This is a genomic window from Martelella sp. FOR1707, from assembly GCF_053484265.1.
This window is the reverse complement of sequence record NZ_JBAKFP010000003.1, coordinates 367,527-386,930: the sequence shown is the minus strand read 5'-3', so window position 1 is coordinate 386,930 and position 19,404 is coordinate 367,527. Positions and strand designations below refer to the sequence as shown.

The window sequence follows — 19,404 nt, the reverse complement described above, 5'->3', positions numbered from 1 at the left end:
AGGCGTGGCCTTTCTTCATCCTGAAATGACTCGGGTGGGCGCCGCGGTCAGGCCCCGGCAATCTCCGCCCGCAGCGCCGCGCATTCCTCCGCAAGGCTTCCCGTCGAAACCGGCTTTCCCGCGCGCCGGTACCAATAGCCGGCATTGCGGTCATCGCCTTCGATCCTGTGGCAGAGCGCATGGGCGGCATCAAACAGGCTTTCGCCCTCATGCCCCTGGCAAAGCTCATGGGTCGCCTCCCATGCCGGCCCCATTCTGAAGCCGGCAGCCGCAAGCTGCTCCAGCGACTGATCGAGCGCGTTCAGCGCGGATGTCTGCATGATCTCCTCCTCGTGATCTCCCGGGTCCGGTTCAGCCGAGCCCGTTTATTTCCTCCGGGCCCGCGAGCCGTTCGAACAGCGGCCGGCAGAAATGATAGCCCTGCACCAGACGGGCGCCGAGGTCGGCCAGCGTATCCAGTTCCGCCGCGCTCTCAACCCCCTCGCAGACCACCTCGACCGACATATCTCGCGCCATAGCGAGCATATGCCGAACGATAGTCCGTCGCGCTGGGTGGCTGTCGATGTCGCGCACCAGCGCCATATCCAGCTTGATGATCGAAGGCGCGACATCGGCCAGCATGGACAGACCAGAGTGGCCGGCGCCGAAGTCATCGATCGCCGCCTTGAAGCCGAGCTCCTCATAGACCCTGAGGATGGCGTTAAGCCGCTCGGCGTCGATCTGTTCTGTCTCCGTAAATTCGAAGATCAGCCGATCGGCGGGAATGCCGCACCGACGGCTGGCGGAAAGGGTCAGCCGGATGCAGGCTCGGGGATCATAGATTGCACGCGGCATGAAATTCATCGAAAGCCGTGCCTTGGTTTCCATCAAGCCAAGCTTTCCAGAGAGTTCGATCGCCTTGACGCGGCAGAGCTGATCGAAGGCGTAAAGGTTCTTCTGCGTCACCTGGCTCAAGATCGACGAAGCGCTCTCGCCGGCGGTGCCGCGCACGAGCGCTTCATGCGCGAAAATGGATCCGTCGCGGAGGTCAATGATCGGCTGAAATGCCATGGAGAAGTCAAATGCCAAGGCCTCGCCGTCGCGGCAGCCGGTGCAGGTTGCAGGCATTCAAGCTCTCCTGATTGACGCTTTCCCCTTAGACTATTGATTAAACTAGAGCGTATCCAACAGAAAAAAAGCCCGGCCTCCGAAAGGAGCCGGGCTTTGATGAAAGAACAGCCTTTATTCGACTGCAAATTCCAGCGGCTTCGCCTGCTTGATCGCCGGATGGGCGAGCAGCTTGTCGAGGACTTCCTGCTTCGGCTCCTCGTCAACATAGAGCAGCGCGATCGCATCGCCGCCCTGGTTGTCGCGGCCGAGCTGGAAGTTGGCGATATTGACGCCGGCATCGCCAAGCGTCGAGCCCATGAAGCCGATCATGCCGGGCACGTCGGTGTTGGCGATGTAGATCATGTGGCGACCGACATCGGCATCCATGTTGATGCCCTTGATCTGGATGAAGCGCGGCTTGCCATCGGAAAACACCGTGCCGGCGACCGAACGGGTCTGCTTTTCGGTGGTGATCGTCAGCTTGATATAACCGTCGTAAACGCCTGATTTATCACGCTTTGCTTCCTGCAGGATAATGCCCTTGTCCTTCACCATGATCGGCGCCGAAACCATGTTGACATCGGCCACGACCGGACGCAGCAGGCCGGCCAGCATGGCGCTGGTGAGCGCCGTGGTGTTCATGTCGGCGAAGACGCCGTCATAGAGCACTTCGACCTGCTTGATCGGGCTTTCAGTCACCTGGCCGGCAAAGCCGCCCAGCACTTCCGCCAGCTTGATCACAGGCTTCAGGCGCGGGGCCTCATCGGCCGAGATCGACGGCATGTTGATGGCGTTGCTGACGGCGCCCTTGAGGAGATAATCCGACATCTGGTCGGCAACCTGAAGCGCCACGTTTTCCTGCGCTTCCGTGGTCGAGGCGCCGAGATGCGGCGTGCAGACCACGTTTTCGAGGCCGAAGAGCGGGCTCTCGGTCGCGGGCTCGGTTTCGAACACGTCGAAGCCGGCGCCGGCGACATGGCCGGACTTGATGGCTTCGGCGAGCGCCGCCTCATCCACCAGACCACCGCGGGCGCAGTTGATGATGCGTACGCCCTTCTTGGTCTTGGCCAGCGCCTCGGCATTCAGAATGCTGCGGGTCTTGTCGGTCATCGGAACGTGGAGCGTGATGAAATCGGCCTTGGCCAGAAGCTCGTCGAGCTCGACCTTGGTGACGCCCATCTTCTCGGCCTTGTCCTGTGACAGGAAGGGGTCGAAGGCGATGACGTTCATCTTCAGGCCGAGCGCGCGGTTGCAGACGATCGAGCCGATATTGCCAGCGCCGATGACGCCCAGCGTCTTGCCGGTGATCTCGACACCCATGAATTTCGACTTCTCCCACTTGCCGGCCTGGGTCGAGGCATCGGCTGCGGGGATCTGGCGGGCGACGGCCAGCATCAGCGAAATGGCGTGTTCGGCGGTCGTGATCGAGTTGCCGAAGGGCGTGTTCATGACGATGATGCCGCGGCGCGATGCGGCCGGGATATCGACATTGTCGACGCCGATGCCGGCTCGGCCGATGACCTTGAGATTGGTCGCCGCCTCGATCAGCTTCTCGGTCGCCTTGGTGGCCGAGCGGATGGCGAGGCCATCATACTGGCCGATGACTTCGAGCAGTTTTTCCTTGTCCTTGCCGAGCTTCGGCTGGAAATCGACATCAATGCCGCGATCCTTGAAGATCTGGACGGCAGCTTCCGACAGCGCGTCGGATACGAGTACGCGAGGTGCCATGATGGCCTCCTTCAAAAAGAATAATTCTCTGGAATGAACGGCTCGCGCGGGCGATCACTGTCGGCGCGAGCCTCGTCAATTCGTCTCGCTCAGGCGGCGAGCTTGGCCTTTTCAGCCCGGAAGGCCCAGTCGAGCCAGCCCATCAGCGCTTCCATGTCGGCGGTTTCCACAGTGGAACCCGCCCAGATGCGAAGGCCGGATGGCGCATCGCGGTAGGCGCCGATATCGTAGGCGACGTCTTCCTTGTCGAGCGAGGAGACGATCGCCTTGGCGAACGCGGCCTGCCCGGCATCGTCAAGCGCCAGAACGGCGGGATCGACGATCTTGAGGCAGACGGAGGTATTGGAACGCGTTTCCGGCGCTTCCGCCAAGTTCTCGATCCAGTCGTTTTTCTCGACGAAATCGAAGATCACCTTGGCGTTGGCATCGGCCCGCGCCATCAGGCCTTCAAGGCCGCCAACGGTCTTTGCCCATTTCAGCGCATCGAGATAGTCCTCGACGCAGAGCATGGACGGCGTGTTGATGGTTTCGCCGACGAAGATGCCCTCGATCAGCTTGCCGCCCTTGGTCATGCGGAAGATCTTCGGCAGCGGCCATTCCGGCGTGTAGTTTTCCAGCCGCTCGACAGCGCGCGGCGAGAGGATAAGCACGCCATGGCCGCCCTCGCCGCCCAACACCTTCTGCCAGGAGTAGGTGACGACATCGAGCTTGTTGAAGTCGAGGTCCTGCGCAAACACGGCCGAAGTCGCGTCGCAGATCGTCAGGCCCTTGCGGTCAAAGGGGATGAAATCGGCGTTCGGAACGCGTACGCCCGAAGTGGTGCCGTTCCAGGTGAAGACCACGTCATTGTCGAAATTGACAGTGGAAAGGTCGGGGAGCTGGCCATAGGGCGCTTCGATCTTGCGCGCATCCTTGAGCTTGAGCTGCTTGATGACATCGGTCACCCAGCCCGAACCGAACGATTCCCAGGCGAGCATGTCGACACCGCGTTCGCCAAGCAGCGACCACAGCGCCATCTCGACCGCGCCGGTATCCGACGCCGGAACGATGCCGATGCGGTAGTCGCCGGGAACGCCGAGGATTTCGCGGGTAAGGTCGATTGCTTCCTTGAGCTTCGCCTTGCCGATTTTCGCGCGGTGGGAACGGCCAAGCGGCGCATCATTAAGCGCTTCGGGCGTCCAGCCGGGACGCTTCGCACAGGGGCCAGAAGAAAAACGGGGATTGGCCGGACGGGTGTCCGGCTTGGTCATATCAGTCATAGTCTACCCTTTCAGATAGTGGCCTCTCGTTGGGGAGAGGTGTCCCGCCGTCGGATATATGGGAGGCCGGATCGCTTGGCAAGCGGAAAGATTGCCAATCCAAACTCTGGTTTGGGCCTACCCCGCTCCTTATACTGAATATTGTTTCTACCGGGGCGAGGTTTTGACTACCTTATGTTGAGTTTCCTGAAGTGGCAGTGCATATTCCTTGCAAAAGAAAGTGATTAGAAACATGAAGAACGCAGCTATTGCTTTGATTTTCTCCGTCCTTCCTATGTCCGCTAATTCGACCGAAGCGTCCTACAGGTGTGGCGATTTTCACGATGATCGAACGTCGATCACGCCAGCTGAATTAACAACTATTGATAGAGAAACTCTCAACAACCTCTCGATAGGATATGGAATTGTTATCGGAGTTTTTGCAGCCACGCAGAAGGCTGAAGTCACAGACCTAAACGACCAGAAATACATAGAATTTGAAAACCGCGTTCTAGAATTCTGCAATTCGAACCCGACTGCGCGCATAACCGCCGCCGCACTGACTGTCGCAGAATTTATACCGTCTCCTTCTGATTACACCCCCATGTCGCTGATCGACTACAATCTCGATAAAGCGGAACTTGTCGGTCATAAAGTTTCGCTGACTGGGGACCTCGCGATATTTGGAGAGTTTGCGATGCTTCGCGTCGGTATGTTCGACACTACGCCGATTAGTGTCGAAATTGAAAACCTACCTCGCGCTGACAGGAAATTCATTCTCGAGAATTGCAGCCCGCGCTGCAAATTGACAGTCAACGGGACTGTAAAAGACAACATGTTCGATCAGATATTATCTGCAGAGAGCATCAAACAACCCTAAGGCCGCCCGTCTGCCAAGCGATATAGCCTTCGAGCCTTTGGACGAGAATTCGCAAGGCTCATTGCACTCTGAAGTGGCGGAATCAACTCCGACCTAGCCTCACGCGGCGGTGCGCACGCTCGAAATCACGTCGATCAGGCCCGAGACCACGCTTTCGACCTGTGCAGGATCGTCGCCCTCTGCCATGACGCGAATCAGCGGCTCGGTGCCCGAGGGGCGGATCACCAGGCGGCCGCGGCCCTTCAGTTCGGCCTCGGCATCGGCGATCGCCTTTTTGACATTGCCGTCTTCGAGAGGAGCCGCGCCGGCGGTGATGCGGACATTGCGCAGAAGCTGCGGCACGGGGTCGAACTTGCGGCAGACCTCGCTGACCGGCCTGCCCGCGCGCTTGACGGCGGCCAGCACCTGCAGCGCCGCCACCAGCCCATCGCCGGTCGTGCCGAAATCGGACAGCACGATATGACCGGACTGTTCGCCGCCGACATTGTAGCCGTTCTTGCGCATATGCTCGACGACGTAGCGGTCGCCGACCTTGGTGCGCACCAGGTCGAGATTCATGCCGTTCAGATGGCGCTCGAGGCCGAGATTGGACATCACCGTGGCCACCACGCCGCCGCCCTTCAATTCCTTGTCCTCGACCATGTTGCCGGCGATCACGGCCATCACCTGATCGCCATCGATGATGCTGCCCTGCTCATCGACGATGATAACGCGGTCAGCATCGCCATCGAGCGCGATTCCGACATCGGCGCGCACCTCATGCACCTTTTCCTGCAGGGTCTTGGGATAGGTGGAGCCGCATTCCTTGTTGATGTTGAGGCCATTCGGCTCCGTGCCGATCTCGACCACATCGGCGCCGAGTTCCCAGAGCGCCGTCGGGGCCGCCTTGTAGGCCGCGCCATTGGCGCAATCGACCACGACCCTGAGGCCGTGCAGCGTCACATCGCGCGGCAGGGTGCGCTTTACGAATTCGATATAGCGATAGATGTCGCCGTCAACGCGGCTGGCACGACCGATTTCGTTCGAGCGGGCGAGCTGGGCATGGAAATTGTCGCGGTCGATCAGCGCCTCGATCCGCGCCTCGATCTCGTCGGACATCTTGTAGCCGTCGGGCCCGAACAGCTTGATGCCGTTATCGGCGAAGGGGTTGTGCGAGGCCGAGATCATCACGCCGACATCGGCGCGCAGCGAGCGCGTCAGCATAGCAACGGCCGGCGTGGGGATCGGGCCGAGCAGGTAGACATCGAGGCCGGCCGCGGTGAAGCCCGCCACCAGCGCATTTTCCAGCATATAGCCGGAAAGCCGCGTATCCTTGCCGATCACCACGCGATGGGTGTGATCGCCGCGCCGGAAGATCGTGCCGACGGCGATGCCCACGCGCATCGCCAGATCCGGCGTCATCGGGAAAACATTCGACTGTCCGCGAATACCGTCGGTACCAAAATATTTACGTGTCATGGCAATCCTCTTCAGCGCCGCGCGTGCCGCGTCGCTCCAAAACCAAAATACAAACGAGAGTGTCTTCGCAGATTATCGCCCTCAGGGCACTTAAAATAACGTCAACACCGCTAACATGGCGTTACCGAGGCGCGATGGACCAGTTGCCCTGCAAACGCCGTCCGGCCTGCCTTTCCAAACGCCAACAAAAAACCGCCGGCTTTGGGGCCGGCGGTTGAATGGTCAGTTGGTCTGCGGCTCGAACCCGTCACCCTTGCCGTCTGCCGGCGCGGGCGCGTCCTTCTTGGGTCCCATGGAGGGCACCGCGGAACCGCGCGAGGGCGGGGTATCGTCGCCGAGATCGCGGGCGGGCTTCTCGCCCTTCAGGATCGCCTTGATCTCGTCACCGGAGAGCGTCTCGTATTCCAGCAAGCCTTCGGCAAGCTGCACGAAGCCCTCGCGATTTTCGGTCAGGATACGGGTCGCCTCGGCATAGGCCTCGTCGATCAGGCGGCGGACTTCGCTGTCGATCTTCTGGGCGGTCGATTCGGACACATTTTTCGACTGCGAGACCGAATGGCCGAGGAAGACCTCCTGCTGGTTCTCGCCATAGGAAACGTGACCGAGTTCGTCCGAGAAGCCCCATTGCGTTACCATCGCGCGGGCAAGCTTGGTGGCCTGCTCGATATCGGAGGATGCACCGGAGGTGATGTTCTCCTTGCCGAAGGTGATTTCCTCGGCAACGCGGCCGCCCATCATGATGGCGAGGCGGGAGATCATCCACTTGTAGCTCATCGAATAGCGGTCGCCCTCGGGCAACTGCATCACCATGCCGAGCGCGCGGCCGCGCGGAATGATCGTCGCCTTGTGGACGGGGTCTGCCACCGGCACCTTGAGCGCCACGATCGCGTGGCCCGCCTCGTGATAGGCGGTCAGCTTCTTCTCCGCTTCGGTCATCGCGGTGGAACGCCGCTCGGCGCCCATCATGATCTTGTCCTTGGCATCCTCGAATTCGGCCATGGTGACAAGGCGCTTGTTGCGCCTTGCTGCCATCAGCGCCGCCTCGTTGACGAGGTTCATCAGATCCGCGCCGGAGAAGCCCGGCGTGCCGCGGGCAACGACCTTGAGGTCGACATTCGGGGCCAGCGGCGTGTTGCGGGCATGCACCTTCAGAATGCGTTCGCGGCCGACGATATCCGGGTTCGGCACCACGACCTGACGGTCGAAACGGCCGGGACGCAGAAGCGCTGGATCGAGAACGTCGGGCCGGTTGGTGGCGGCGATCAGGATCACGCCCTCATTGGCCTCGAAGCCGTCCATCTCGACCAGCAACTGGTTCAGCGTCTGCTCGCGCTCGTCATTGCCGCCGCCGAGACCGGCGCCGCGATGACGGCCGACCGCATCGATTTCGTCGATGAAGATGATGCAGGGCGCATTCTTCTTGGCCTGTTCGAACATATCGCGGACGCGCGATGCGCCGACGCCGACGAACATTTCAACGAAGTCCGAACCCGAAATGGTGAAGAACGGCACATTGGCCTCACCGGCGACCGAGCGGGCCAGCAGCGTCTTACCGGTACCGGGCGGGCCGACCAGCAGCACGCCGCGCGGAATGCGGCCGCCGAGGCGCTGGAACTTCTGCGGGTCGCGCAGGAATTCGACGATTTCCTCGAGGTCCTGCTTGGCTTCGTCGACGCCGGCGACATCATCAAAGGTGACGCGACCATTGGCCTCGGTCAGAAGCTTGGCCTTGGACTTGCCGAAGCCCATGGCCCCGCGCGAGCCGCCCTGCATCTGGCGCATGAAGAACAGCCAGACGCCGAGGATCAGGAGCATCGGCAGAAGCGTTCCGACATAACTCAGAATGCCACCAGAGCCGTCATTCACCGGCTTGGCATCCACATTCACATTGGCGTTTTCAAGCTTGGTGAGCAGGGAATCGTCGATAACCGGGGCATAGGTGTGGAATGTCTTGCCGCCGCCGCCGGAATAAGTGCCGGTGATGGTGTTGCCGGTAATGGTCACATCCTTGACCTTGCCGGAATCGACATCGCTGACGAACTGCGAATAGGCCACCTGCGTCGCGCCGTTATGCGACGGCGTGGACTGGAACATGCTGAACAGCGCGACCAGCAGCAACGCGATTATGGCCCACAGCGCAATATTGCGTAAGTTTGGGTTCATCAAAATCCCCGAAATCATATGATCGGCACGTTGGTGCCGCTGAGTTACGCCTAACATAGGGTCGACGCCATGTCTTGCCAAGACAAGCGCATCCCAAGTTTAATCTTCCGCGACGAAATAGCCCGGCGCGGGGAAAGGCGAAACCCCGAAGGCCACCGCCAGCCGGTTGGCCAGCGCAAGATCGAAACCGGGCAGATAGCGCTGATAGGGCGACAGGATGCGGCTGATCGCGACCCCATCCGGAAATGCGTCCTCCCCTGCGGAAGGCATGGTCGAACGCGCAAGCTTCGACAGGCGGGGGGGAAGCGCAGCGAAGGCCTCGCCCGGCTCGCCATCAATGCCAGCCGGGCAGATCGCCGCCACTGCGCCGGAGCGGTTTTCAATCCGCCACCGCCCGTCCCAAACCGCTGCTGCCCGCGCGGCCACCTCCAGAAGGTTGAGGTTGCGCCGTTCGCGCAGGATGAACAGGCTTTCCCTGTTGCGTTCGAACAGGCAACCACCGGCCGTCATGCGCGCGCCATGCGGCGCTTCGGCCATCGCCACAATATCGGCAAGGGCGGCCTTCCCCGGCCCGTGGGTTTCGCCGCCGATAATTGCCGTCAGCACATTCAGCAGGTAGCGGGCGGCCTCCCGATTGCGCAAGAGAGGCTCCGCATCGACCTCGGCCACCGTAGCGTCATGAATGCGCGCGCAGGCTTCGAAAAGGCTGGCCGCAGCTTCAGAGAGACGGGCGCGCATATGTCCGGCCATGGCAGCCTCAGCGCCCGGCGCCGCGATCGCGCCTTCCAGAGATTGCCGCACCCGAACGCGTTCATAGCGGGCGTTGTCATTGGAGGGATCATCGATCCACGCAATCCCACGCGCGACCAGCAGGTCACGGATCGCCCGGCGGGAAACGGACAGAAATGGACGCGCCACCCAGGCGTGTCCCATCAAAAGCGTTTCCGCCGCCATGCCGGAAACCGGCGGGTCGGGGTTGCGAGCCTTGCGCATCTCTAAGGTCTCGGCTTGATCGTCGAGCGTGTGGGCCACCGCGATAACATCCGCGCCGATCCGGGCGGCGTGGTCGGCGAGCAGGCGGTAGCGGGCATCGCGGGCAGCGGCCAAAACCCCCGTCGCCGGCTTTTCGCCGCGCCAGGGAAGCGTTTCATGTCCGATCATCCGAGAGGCGCAGAAGCGCGCGACCGTTGCCGCTTCATCGGCCGATTGCGCGCGCAGGCCGTGATCGACCGTGGCGGCCGAAATGCGGATGTCGCGGCGGGAAAGTTGGTCGGCGGCTTCGACAAGCGCGACCAGCAGCCCGAGCGAATCGCTGCCGCCCGATACCGCGACCAGAACATGACAGTCAGGCTTGAGACGACTTACAAAGCTGCGGGCGGCATCGAGGGCGGGTCGCCCTCTGGAAAACTCATCTGATCCGGCTGACACCAGGGTCAGCATCCATTGGCCTTGATCTCGGCCTGGGCTTTGGTCAGCACGGCCTGGGCGGCGTTCGGATAACGCGTCGGCACTTCGGCGAAGGTCGCGCAGGCGGCGTCCTTGTTGTCCATTCCGGCGAGCGACTGGCCGAGCTTCAGCAGCATTTCCGGCGCCTTGGCGGAATCGCCATAGGCCTTGTATGCGTTCAGGAATGTCTTGGCGGCTTCGTTGTATTTCTGCTGCGCCAGCATCGATTCCCCGAGCCAGAAGCTGGCATCGGGAATGAGTGGGCTGTCGGGATAGCTCAGCACGAACTCGCCGAAAGCCTCCTCGGCCTGCTGGTAATCGCCGGAGAGAATGAGATCATAGGCGAGCTTGTAGAAATCGGCATCGGACCCGCCGCCTTCGGCCGCTTCCGGCAGATCGGCCGGCACATCGGCGGTCGCCGACGGTTCCGGGTTCGGAGGCGGCGCATCCATCGTGGCCGTCGCGTCATCGCCAATGTCGGCGGCATTGCCAGTGCCGCCAGACGGCGGCGTCGCCATGCCGCTTTCAAGATCCTGCAGACGGAACTCCATATCCTCCTGCATCTTGCGGATCTTTTCTTCCATCTGCAGCATCTGAAAGCCGAGATCCTCGACCTGGCCCGTCAGGTTGCGCACCTGCTCCTCAAGCTGCTGGATCCTGAGGGACGGATCCGTGGCCTGCACCTGCACCACCTGCGTGTGCTGTCCGGCCGCCTTGCCGAATGCGGGAAAGACCGCAGCATTGGCGCTTCCTCCCAGCATCGCCGAGCCGGCCAGAAGACAAATCATCGCTTTTTTCATCATCGCATGTCCCAAACCTTTTGCCTCAAACCTTCGCACACTGTGTTTCTGGCCATATTTAGATCAAAACGCGCATTGTTGCACGGCGGACATAAAAAAACCGGCGCGAGGCCGGTTTTTCAAGTCTGCTTTCGGATCGATCAGCTTCCCGCGCCCGTCAGCACGGTGACGGTGCGGCGGTTCTGCGACCAGCAGGAAATGTTGTCGCAGACGGCGACCGGGCGTTCCTTGCCGTAGGAAATCGTCGAAAGGCGATTGGCCGGGATGCCGCGCGACACGAGGTAATTCTTGGTGGCCGTGGCGCGGCGGGCGCCGAGCGCGAGGTTGTATTCGCGTGTGCCGCGCTCATCGGCATGGCCTTCGATGCGGATCGCGTAGTTCTGGTAACGCTGCAGCCACTGGGCCTGCTTGTCGAGCGTCTGGGCCGCGATCGGGGTGATCGATGCCGAATCGGTTTCGAAATAGACCGTGTCGCCGACATTCAGATCGAAGTCCTGAACGCTGCCCGGGGAAGCGATGCCCGAGGATGCGCCGGCGCCGCCGGCCATGCCGTTGCCAGGCAGGTTGTTCTTGTTGTCCTTGGCGCAGCCGGCCAGCGCAAGAACCGCGCAAAGCGCGACCATGGCGGGCTTTACCCTGAATTTGTTCGCATTGCCTTCAACCCCAAACGTGGCTCGGCTCATTACCGCTCTCCTTAAGAAGCGTTCAAAACATGGACCGGATGCCCGGTCGATAACGCGGAAAAACAACTCAAAACTATGGACGGTACGCAGACCGCCGACCTTGCCGCAAAGAGCTAGCAAATCACTGTTAACGTCCCCTCAACGGAAATGGTTAAGGAAACGTCAAAGGCAAGCCCGCATTTGCGGCGCGGGCGACCTTTGCCCCTCACGCCCTACTCCAGCAGCGGCGACCAGGCCGGGTCGGATGCGAAATCCGGCGTCTGGATACGCTGTTCATTGTAACCCGTCAGGTCGATCGAATAAAGGTGCGGGCCGCCCTCGCCGGCATTCTGGCGGAAGAACATCAGCACCCGGCCGTTCGGAGACCATGTCGGCCCCTCATTGTGGAAGCCGGTAGTCAGAATGCGCTCGCCGCTGCCGTCGGGCTTCATCACCCCGATCGAGAACTTGCCGCCGGACTGTTTGGTGAACGCGATCAGGTCTCCGCGCGGCGACCAGACCGGCGTCGAATAGCTGCCATCGCCGAAGGATATCCGCTGCTGGTTGGAGCCGTCGGCATTCATGACGTAGAGCTGCTGACGTCCGCCGCGATCGCTTTCGAACACGATCCGGTTACCGTCCGGGGAATAGGACGGCGAGGTGTCGATCGCGCCGGTATTCGTCAGCCGCGTGGTCGAGCGGGTGCGCAGGTCCATCGTGTAGATATTGGCATTGCCGTCCTGCTGCAGGCTCATGATGATGCGCTGACCGTCCGGCGAGAACCGCGGCGCAAACGTCATGCCGGGGAAGTTGCCGACCACCTCGCGCTGCCCGGTCTCTAGCTGAAGCAGATAGACGCGCGGCTGGTCGTTTTCATAGGACATGTAGGTGACCTCCTGCCGGTTCGGCGAGAACCGGGGGGTGAGGACCATATACTGTCCGTCCGTCAGCATGCGGACGTTGAAGCCGTCCTGATCCATGATCGCGAGGCGACGCTTGCGGTCGGTCTTCGGCCCGCTTTCGGAGACGAAAACGATGCGGCTGTCGAAATAGCCCTGCTCGCCGGTCAGCGCCTGGTAGATCGAATCGGCGATGATATGGGCGACGCGCCGCCAATTGTCGGGCTGGGTGAAGAACTGCTGGCCAATGATCTGCTGGCCGGCATAGGTGTCCCACAGCCGGAATTCGGATCGCAGCCTGCCATCGGGCTCGCGGGTGACGCGGCCGACCACCAGCGCCTCGGCGTTGATGACCTGCCAGTCTTCGAAACGCGGGGTCTGGTCGGGATTGCTGATCTGCTCGATGAACGCGGAACTGTCGACCGGCTTGAACAGCCCGGAACGCTTAAGATCGGCGGCGATGACACCGGAAATGTCGGCGCCGAGACCATCATCGGACATGAAGTTGGTGATCGCGATCGGCAGCGGCTGCACATTGCCGCTGGAGATATCGATTTCCACCAGAGCGTTGGCAGGCGTCACGAACAGGACGGCGATGCCAGCCCACGCGACGGAGAGAAATACGAGACAATTTTTAAGCATGACAGGACTGGCCTTTCAGCGTTGATTGCTCCGGTTCGCCGGGGATCGCCCTCAGGCGGCACCGAATGAAGTGTTAAAGCATCTGACTCGGGTCAAAGTTCACGATGACCTCGCTCCAGGCGTCATATTTTTCCCGCGGGAGCCCGCTGAAGGGCGAGGCCTTCAGCACCGCGCGCCGTGCGCCCCCGGCGAGAATCCGCCGCGCGCTCTCGCTGCCGCCGGTGGCAGTCACCTCGGGCGCGCCCACGATCGCCCCGGAGGGATCGAGTTTCATCTGGATGCGTATGCGCACATCGTCGGCGCCGTCAAGGCCAGCGAGGATGGACCAGTTGCGCTGGATTTGCCCGCGCAGCGCGTCAAGCTCGCTCTGGCTGAGCGTCGAGCCGCCGGTTGTGCGGGTCGCGCCCGCGGCCGCTGGCGCCTCGGAACGCTGCGCGCCGCCGCCGGTGGCTTCCGTGCGGTTGAGAAGCGCTGCGATCTCATCGACGTTGAAATCGTCTTCCTCGGCCGTCGTGGACGCCGTCGTTTGGCTGTCGGTCCGCGGCGCCTCGGCTGTGCGGGTTTCGCGCAGCACCGGCTCCGGCGGCCTCCGGGTCGGAAGCGGCGCCTGGTCGGGGAAGGCGAGCTCCGGTTCCGGCGGCGTCTCGGCGGCCGGCTCGCTGGCTTCAGGCTCCGGCGTAGGCTCGGGGGCCGGCGCGGGTTCAGGCGCAGGCGTCGGCTCCGGGGTCGGCGCGGGCGTTGGCTCCGGTGCGGGGGTGGGCTCTGGCGCAGGCGCGGGCTCGGGCCGTTCGGCCGGTTGCGGCGTCGGCGGCGGAGGCTCGGAAGCGGGCTCCTCGACGGGCGCGGGTTCCGGCGTCGGCTCGGCGGCCGGCGTCGGCACCGCGGCCTGTTCCTGCGCGATATCGTCCGGCGTCGCGTTGGTGTCGGTTTCGAGGTCGATATCGTTTTCGCCGACATTCTGGGCCTCGGCAACCTCCTGCGGCCGCCTTGTCGGCACGGGGGCGGCGATATCGGCAAGCTCCGCCGTCTTGTCGCCTTCCTGCACCTGGGTAATGTCTTCCACCGGTATCAGCGTCACCGGCAGCGCTTCGACATCGGCCACCTCAAGCGATGAAGGCGCGCCAAGCACAAACACTGCCCAGCCGAGGACCAGACAGTGCAACAGGAATGAAATGGCAAGGCTGCGCTTCATGGGCTAAGATCAGCTATCCTGTTCCTGCAGGGTTACAAGACCGATATTCTTGAAGCCTGCGGCGGAAATGCGGGCCATCACCTTCATGACCGTGCCGTAATCGGCATTGGCGTCGCCGCGCACATAGATGCGCTCATTGTAGCCGGTGGTGGCGATCGCCTCGAGCTTCGGCACGACCTCATCGATCGGGATCTCGGTTTCCTGCAGGAAAATCTGGCCTTCCGGATTGACCGAGATCGTGATCGGCTGGGTATCCGAATTCATCGCCTGCGCCTGGGTTTCCGGCAGGTCGATCGGCACGCCGACCGTCATCATCGGGGCCGCGACCATGAAGATGATCAACAGCACCAGCATGACGTCGACCAGCGGCGTGACGTTGATTTCGCTGACGGGCGCGCGCTTGCCACGCCTGCGGCCTCGGCCTCCGGCCCTTCCGCCTGATCCTATGGACATTGCCATTGGTTGGTTCTCCCCTCGCTATTCGGCAGCCGGACGCGACTGCAGCTTTTCGTCGATCTGACGCGACAGGATGGATGAGAACTCGTCGGCAAAGCCTTCCATGCGGCCTTCAAGCTTGCCGGAATCGGCGGAGAACTTGTTGTAGGCGACAACGGCCGGAATAGCCGCGACAAGGCCGATGGCCGTTGCCAGCAGCGCCTCGGCGATACCAGGCGCGACAACGGCAAGATTGGTCGATTTCGATCCGGCGATCGCCTGGAACGAGGTCATGATGCCGACAACGGTACCGAAAAGACCGATGAAGGGCGCTGCGGAACCGACGCTTGCCAGAAAGCCGAGGCGGGCCTCGAGCTTTTCGGATTCGCGCTGGATGGCGACGTCCATCGCCTTTTCGACGCGCATCTGCAGGCCCATGGGGGCACGCGCGCCGCGCTCGAAGGATTTTTTCCATTCGCGCATTGCCGAAACGAACACGGCTGCCATGCCGCTGGTCTTGCGATCGGAGAGATTGCTGTAAAGCTTTTCGAGCGAGGTGCCCGACCAGAACGCATCCTCGAACTGGTTATAGGCGCGGCGTTCCTTGTTGTAGGCGATGATCTTCTCGATCACGATCGCCCAGGTCCATACCGACGCGGCAATCAGCCCCAGCATCACGATCTTGACGACGAATCCCGCCTGCCAGAAGAGCGCCAGAAGGCCGACATCGGCGTGCGTAGCTTCCAACCCAAGCTGTTCCATATGACGAAGTCCTTGAATAGATGGGCCCGGCAAGCCGGGCAAAATGGTTAGAGCCGCCTGCGAGACGCTGGTTTGTTCAACTCGGAATTTAAGTGGATTCGCATCTTTGCTTCCTGTCCTTGAAAATCATGGTGAAAGCTAGGCAACTCGGCTTAAAATTCCGCTTTTCGCAGAATACCCGAACATGGTTAACGCCCGGTTACGATTTTATCGCCAGCCCCTGAAGGCAAGGCTTTGCCCGCACCAGACGTCTCCCGCGGCGGCGCGAATTCCTTCACATAATACTCATGTTTTAGCAAGCCCAGTTTCCGGGGGCTTTCGGCTTATTGCGCCAGTTTACTTCGACTGACCTTCAAGCAGCGTGGCGGCCAGATCGTCTGGCATGCGGCGCGCGCGCCCGGCCTTGTTGATCACCACCACGGTCACGGTCGCCGTTGTCAGCAATTGCCCATTTGCGTGGATTGCCTGTTCCAGCACCATGCGCGCGCCCGTCGCCTTGACGGTTTTCGTCGTGATCTCGAGGATATCATCCATCCGCGCCGGACGCACGAATTTCAGATCCATGTGATGAACCGCGAAGGCGAGACCTTCCTCATCGATCGTGTGCAGCGCCCGCTGCTCCACGCCAAGGCAGCGCAGAAGATCGGTGCGCCCGCGTTCGAAGAAATGCAGGTAGCGCGCGTGGTAGACGACGCCGGAAAAATCCGTGTCCTCGTAATAGACCCGCTGCCGCAGGTGATGCGCTCCGTTTTCCAGCCAGCCACTGAGACCGTGGTTCTCGGTTTCGGTCATGTCCGCCTCATCCATCAATTTTTGGCCATAACTAGGCCTAAACATAGCGCCTCGCAACACGGGGCGGAGGCGGATTGTTTCACTTCCCGCGACAGATTGCGTAAAAAAACCATTGCATTTATGTCATATTGATTGCGTTTAACGCACAAGATGAATCGCTGAAATGGATCGGAGAGGCTCAATGAAGATCGCAGTTATGGGCGGAGACGGGTTTGTCGGTTGGCCGACGTCGCTGCATTTGTCGGATGCCGGACACGAAGTTCACATCGTTGACAACCTGTCGCGCCGCTGGATCGACACCGAGCTTGGCGTCCAGTCGCTGACGCCGATGGACTCGATCCAGGAACGCACCCGCATCTGGCATGCCGAGACCGGCCGCCGCATCCACTTCCATCTCATCGACCTGGCCAAGGACTATGAAATCCTGAAGCAGTGGCTCGCAGAGGAGCGCCCGGACGCGATCATTCATTTCGCAGAACAGCGCGCTGCGCCCTATTCGATGAAGACCGACCGCCACAAGAACTACACGGTCGACAACAACGTCAACGCCACCCACAACCTCCTGAACGCGCTGGTCGAGATCGACCTCGATGCCCATGTCGTCCATCTCGGCACGATGGGCGTCTACGGCTATTCGACGGTGGGTGCTGCGATCCCGGAAGGCTATCTGCCGGTCGATATCACCACCAATTCCGGCGACAAGGTCTCGCAGGAAATCCTCTACCCGTCGAACCCCGGCTCGATCTACCACATGACAAAGTGCCTGGATCAGTTGCTGTTCGCCTTCTATGCCAAGAATGACGGGCTTCGGATCACCGACCTGCATCAGGGCATCGTCTGGGGCACGCACACGGAGCAGACCAAGCGCCACGAGCAGCTCATCAACCGCTTCGATTATGACGGCGATTACGGCACGGTGCTGAACCGCTTCCTGATCCAGGCCGCGATCGGCTACCCGCTGACCGTCCACGGCGTCGGCGGCCAGACCCGCGCTTTCATCCACATCCAGGATTCCGTGCGCTGCATCGAGCTCGCGCTCAACAATCCGCCGGAGAAGAATGCCCGCGTCGAAATCTTCAACCAGATGACCGAGACCCACCGGGTGCGCGATCTGGCCAAGATGATCTCCGACATGTCCGGCGTCGAGATCGCCTGGCTGCCGAACCCGCGCAAGGAAGCGCCGGAAAACGACCTGATCGTCAAGAACGACAAGTTCCTCGAGCTCGGCCTCAACCCGACCACGCTCAAGGAAGGCCTGCTCGGCGAGATCGTCGATATTGCGAAGAAATACGCCTATCGCGTTGATCGCAAACGCGTTCCGGCCGTCTCTGCCTGGACCAAGGATATTGCGACCAAGATCAACCGCGATCCGGAAGGCAAGTCGCTGAAGTCGGTCTCGTAAGGCCATGAGCGATCCCGAAAACGACGGCGTCCACCGCAGCGTGGACGCCAAATATCCGTTCGCCTTCGTCACGCTGGTGACCAACAACGACTACGCCATGGGTGCCCTGGCGCTGGCGCGGTCGATCTTCCTGACCGGCACGCCGGCCGATGTCGTGGTGCTGCATACCGGCGGCGCGCCGGAGGAAGGCCTCAAGCATCTCGCCGATCTCGGCTGCCGGCTCGTCGGCGTCGACCACCTACCGCTGTCGGATGAATTCAACGAGCGCCATGCGCGCAAGAACATCCATGGCGAGGCACCGTTCACCAAGGGCCGCAAGCCCGGCTTCCACACCCCGCTCGACAATTTCTGCAAGCTGCGGCTCTGGCAACTTGTCGAATATCACGCGGCGATCTTCATCGATGCCGATGCGCTGGTGTTGAAGAACATCGACAAGCTGTTCTTCTATCCCGAGTTTTCGGCCGCGCCGAATGTCTATGAAAGCCTCGCCGATTTTCACCGGATGAATTCCGGCGTGTTCGTCGCCCGGCCGGACGTCGAGACCTTCGCCGCCATGCTGGCCGCGCTCGACCAGCCGGAGGCCTTCTGGAAGCGCACCGACCAGACCTTCCTGCAGCAATTCTTCCCCGACTGGCATGGCCTGCCGGTGTTCATGAACATGCTGCAATATGTCTGGTTCAACATGCCGGACCTGTGGAACTGGCCGGATATCGGCGTTCTGCACTACCAGTACGAAAAGCCGTGGGAAGACGACCATCCGCGTGCCGAACAGTTGAAGCCGCTGATCGACCTGTGGTGGGCCTATTTCGATGGCGACGGCATTCCCGATATCGCCACGCTCGAAAATCCGATTAAGCCGGCATGACGCACATTCTCGTCAGCGGCGGGACGGGCCTTGTCGGGCGCTACATCGTCGAGGCGTGCCTTGCGGCCGGCCATGATGTGACCGTGGCCGGCAGAAACGCGCCGGCGCCGGACCTGTTCGCCGCGCCGGTGAGGTTCATGCCGCTGGAACTCGGCGGAGCGGTCTCCGAGGACTTTTTCACAGGCATCGACGTCTTCATCCACGCAGCCTTCTCCCACGCGCCCGGGCGCTATCGCGGCGGCGAAGGCGACGATCCGGCGGGCTTTCTGAAAGCCAATGTCGAAGGCAGCATCGCGCTTTTCGAGGCGGCATGCCGCGCCGGCGTCAAGCATGCCTTTTTCCTGTCGAGCCGCGCGGTGTTTGACGGCTATCCGCCCGGCACGCCGCTGCCGGAAACCAAACCGCCCCAGCCGCAAAGCCTCTACGGCAAGGCGAAATGGGACGTTGAGCAGGTGCTTTCCGCCCTCGCCCGCCCTGGCTTCATCCCCGTCAGCCTCCGCGCCACCGGCGTTTACGGCGACCTTATGCCGAACAAATGGGAAGATCTGTTTGAGCGCTATGCCAGCGGCGAGGAGATCGCCGCCCGCGCGGGCAGCGAGGTTCACGGCCGCGATCTCGCCGGCGCGATCCTGACACTGCTCGACGCGCCGATCCCGAAGATTTCCGGCAAGGCCTTCCATGTGTCCGACATCGTCACCGACACCCATACCATCCTCGCGCCGCTGAAGGCGGCGCTGCAATCCGCCCATCCCCTGCCGCCGCGCGCCGACCAGAGCGCGGTCAGCGCCATGACGACGACGCGGCTCAACGCGCTCGGCTGGCGCAGCGGCGGAATGCCGCTCCTTTCCGCCACGCTTCAGACACTTGTGACGCGTTTTATCGAAGCCCGCAACGAAGGGTGATTTGATCTCAGGCGCGAACAGGTTTATGTGCGGCGCGCCCGCTCTTTTT

Annotated in this window: 18 protein-coding genes; 4 read left to right on the top strand and 14 right to left on the bottom strand. The window is 61.7% G+C overall.

Features of this window, described 5'->3' with window-relative positions:
* Window positions 1-47 precede the first annotated feature (47 nt).
* The 4 genes from V6765_RS09715 to V6765_RS09700 form a co-directional block, all read right to left on the bottom strand.
* Window positions 48-320: a hypothetical protein gene (locus V6765_RS09715; protein ID WP_448428172.1), complete on the bottom strand. Its 273-nt coding sequence runs from the start codon at window positions 318-320 to the stop codon at window positions 48-50.
* Between the two features lie 31 nt (window positions 321-351).
* Complete coding sequence (locus V6765_RS09710; protein WP_448428170.1) at window positions 352-1,107, bottom strand: EAL domain-containing protein; 756 nt, start codon at window positions 1,105-1,107, stop codon at window positions 352-354.
* Between the two features lie 114 nt (window positions 1,108-1,221).
* Window positions 1,222-2,817 (bottom strand): phosphoglycerate dehydrogenase, encoded by a 1,596-nt coding sequence (serA, locus tag V6765_RS09705; RefSeq protein ID WP_448428168.1) that lies wholly within the window; start codon window positions 2,815-2,817, stop codon window positions 1,222-1,224.
* 89 nt (window positions 2,818-2,906) lie between these two features.
* Entirely contained in the window at window positions 2,907-4,076 is a 1,170-nt protein-coding gene (locus V6765_RS09700) for a phosphoserine transaminase (protein WP_448428166.1), read from the bottom strand.
* Between the two features lie 232 nt (window positions 4,077-4,308).
* Between V6765_RS09700 and V6765_RS09695 the strand changes: the two genes are divergently transcribed.
* Window positions 4,309-4,935, top strand: coding sequence for a hypothetical protein (locus V6765_RS09695; protein ID WP_448428164.1), 627 nt, complete (start codon window positions 4,309-4,311; stop codon window positions 4,933-4,935).
* A gap of 99 nt (window positions 4,936-5,034) precedes the next feature.
* Here V6765_RS09695 and glmM read toward each other — a convergent pair whose 3' ends face one another.
* The 10 genes from glmM to ybgC all read right to left on the bottom strand — a co-directional run bounded on the left by glmM (window position 5,035) and on the right by ybgC (window position 16,186).
* Window positions 5,035-6,393 (bottom strand): phosphoglucosamine mutase, encoded by a 1,359-nt coding sequence (glmM, locus tag V6765_RS09690; RefSeq protein ID WP_448428162.1) that lies wholly within the window; start codon window positions 6,391-6,393, stop codon window positions 5,035-5,037.
* Between the two features lie 222 nt (window positions 6,394-6,615).
* Window positions 6,616-8,556 carry an ATP-dependent zinc metalloprotease FtsH gene (ftsH, locus tag V6765_RS09685; protein WP_448428160.1) on the bottom strand — a complete coding sequence of 647 codons (1,941 nt, stop codon included), beginning with the start codon at window positions 8,554-8,556 and terminating at the stop codon, window positions 6,616-6,618.
* A gap of 99 nt (window positions 8,557-8,655) precedes the next feature.
* The gene (gene tilS / locus V6765_RS09680) at window positions 8,656-9,984 is read right to left on the bottom strand and encodes a tRNA lysidine(34) synthetase TilS (protein ID WP_448428158.1); all 1,329 of its coding nucleotides are present in this window, start codon (window positions 9,982-9,984) and stop codon (window positions 8,656-8,658) included.
* 5 nt (window positions 9,985-9,989) lie between these two features.
* Window positions 9,990-10,802 (bottom strand): tol-pal system protein YbgF, encoded by an 813-nt coding sequence (gene ybgF / locus V6765_RS09675; protein ID WP_448428156.1) that lies wholly within the window; start codon window positions 10,800-10,802, stop codon window positions 9,990-9,992.
* Between the two features lie 140 nt (window positions 10,803-10,942).
* The gene (gene pal / locus V6765_RS09670; protein WP_292055077.1) at window positions 10,943-11,485 is read right to left on the bottom strand and encodes a peptidoglycan-associated lipoprotein Pal; all 543 of its coding nucleotides are present in this window, start codon (window positions 11,483-11,485) and stop codon (window positions 10,943-10,945) included.
* Window positions 11,486-11,697: 212 nt separating this feature from the next.
* Window positions 11,698-13,005 carry a Tol-Pal system beta propeller repeat protein TolB gene (gene tolB, locus V6765_RS09665; protein WP_018063652.1) on the bottom strand — a complete coding sequence of 436 codons (1,308 nt, stop codon included), beginning with the start codon at window positions 13,003-13,005 and terminating at the stop codon, window positions 11,698-11,700.
* A gap of 73 nt (window positions 13,006-13,078) precedes the next feature.
* On the bottom strand, window positions 13,079-14,197 hold the full coding sequence (locus V6765_RS09660) for a hypothetical protein (RefSeq protein ID WP_448428154.1): 1,119 nt from the start codon (window positions 14,195-14,197) through the stop codon (window positions 13,079-13,081).
* 9 nt (window positions 14,198-14,206) lie between these two features.
* Window positions 14,207-14,656, bottom strand: coding sequence for a protein TolR (gene tolR / locus V6765_RS09655; RefSeq protein ID WP_448428152.1), 450 nt, complete (start codon window positions 14,654-14,656; stop codon window positions 14,207-14,209).
* Between the two features lie 18 nt (window positions 14,657-14,674).
* Window positions 14,675-15,394 (bottom strand): protein TolQ, encoded by a 720-nt coding sequence (tolQ, locus tag V6765_RS09650; protein ID WP_230720889.1) that lies wholly within the window; start codon window positions 15,392-15,394, stop codon window positions 14,675-14,677.
* Window positions 15,395-15,730: 336 nt separating this feature from the next.
* On the bottom strand, window positions 15,731-16,186 hold the full coding sequence (gene ybgC, locus V6765_RS09645) for a tol-pal system-associated acyl-CoA thioesterase (RefSeq protein WP_448428150.1): 456 nt from the start codon (window positions 16,184-16,186) through the stop codon (window positions 15,731-15,733).
* 181 nt (window positions 16,187-16,367) lie between these two features.
* On the opposite strand from ybgC, the gene V6765_RS09640 reads away from it, so the two are divergent.
* Genes V6765_RS09640 through V6765_RS09630 form a run of 3 tightly spaced genes read left to right on the top strand, consistent with a single transcriptional unit; the run spans window position 16,368 to window position 19,355 of the window.
* Complete coding sequence (locus V6765_RS09640; RefSeq protein WP_448428148.1) at window positions 16,368-17,588, top strand: NAD-dependent epimerase/dehydratase family protein; 1,221 nt, start codon at window positions 16,368-16,370, stop codon at window positions 17,586-17,588.
* A gap of 4 nt (window positions 17,589-17,592) precedes the next feature.
* Complete coding sequence (locus V6765_RS09635; RefSeq protein WP_448428146.1) at window positions 17,593-18,453, top strand: glycosyltransferase; 861 nt, start codon at window positions 17,593-17,595, stop codon at window positions 18,451-18,453.
* A complete protein-coding gene (locus V6765_RS09630) occupies window positions 18,450-19,355 on the top strand; it encodes an NAD-dependent epimerase/dehydratase family protein (protein WP_448428144.1) in 906 nt (301 codons plus the stop codon). The genes V6765_RS09635 and V6765_RS09630 overlap by 4 nt, the downstream gene beginning before the upstream one ends.
* Window positions 19,356-19,404: the final 49 nt, after the last annotated feature.

Excerpts from the sequence above, each read along its gene's own strand:
- V6765_RS09715 (WP_448428172.1), bottom strand. The coding sequence starts at position 320 with ATGCAGACATCCGCGCTGAACGCGCTCGATCAGTCGCTGGAGCAGCTT.
- V6765_RS09710 (WP_448428170.1), bottom strand. The coding sequence starts at position 1,107 with ATGCCTGCAACCTGCACCGGCTGCCGCGACGGCGAGGCCTTGGCATTT.
- serA (WP_448428168.1), bottom strand. The coding sequence starts at position 2,817 with ATGGCACCTCGCGTACTCGTATCCGACGCGCTGTCGGAAGCTGCCGTC.
- V6765_RS09700 (WP_448428166.1), bottom strand. The coding sequence starts at position 4,076 with ATGACTGATATGACCAAGCCGGACACCCGTCCGGCCAATCCCCGTTTT.
- V6765_RS09695 (WP_448428164.1), top strand. The coding sequence starts at position 4,309 with ATGAAGAACGCAGCTATTGCTTTGATTTTCTCCGTCCTTCCTATGTCC.
- glmM (WP_448428162.1), bottom strand. The coding sequence starts at position 6,393 with ATGACACGTAAATATTTTGGTACCGACGGTATTCGCGGACAGTCGAAT.
- ftsH (WP_448428160.1), bottom strand. The coding sequence starts at position 8,556 with ATGAACCCAAACTTACGCAATATTGCGCTGTGGGCCATAATCGCGTTG.
- ybgF (WP_448428156.1), bottom strand. The coding sequence starts at position 10,802 with ATGAAAAAAGCGATGATTTGTCTTCTGGCCGGCTCGGCGATGCTGGGA.
- pal (WP_292055077.1), bottom strand. The coding sequence starts at position 11,485 with ATGAGCCGAGCCACGTTTGGGGTTGAAGGCAATGCGAACAAATTCAGG.
- tolB (WP_018063652.1), bottom strand. The coding sequence starts at position 13,005 with ATGCTTAAAAATTGTCTCGTATTTCTCTCCGTCGCGTGGGCTGGCATC.
- V6765_RS09660 (WP_448428154.1), bottom strand. The coding sequence starts at position 14,197 with ATGAAGCGCAGCCTTGCCATTTCATTCCTGTTGCACTGTCTGGTCCTC.
- tolR (WP_448428152.1), bottom strand. The coding sequence starts at position 14,656 with ATGGCAATGTCCATAGGATCAGGCGGAAGGGCCGGAGGCCGAGGCCGC.
- tolQ (WP_230720889.1), bottom strand. The coding sequence starts at position 15,394 with ATGGAACAGCTTGGGTTGGAAGCTACGCACGCCGATGTCGGCCTTCTG.
- ybgC (WP_448428150.1), bottom strand. The coding sequence starts at position 16,186 with ATGACCGAAACCGAGAACCACGGTCTCAGTGGCTGGCTGGAAAACGGA.
- V6765_RS09640 (WP_448428148.1), top strand. The coding sequence starts at position 16,368 with ATGAAGATCGCAGTTATGGGCGGAGACGGGTTTGTCGGTTGGCCGACG.
- V6765_RS09635 (WP_448428146.1), top strand. The coding sequence starts at position 17,593 with ATGAGCGATCCCGAAAACGACGGCGTCCACCGCAGCGTGGACGCCAAA.
- V6765_RS09630 (WP_448428144.1), top strand. The coding sequence starts at position 18,450 with ATGACGCACATTCTCGTCAGCGGCGGGACGGGCCTTGTCGGGCGCTAC.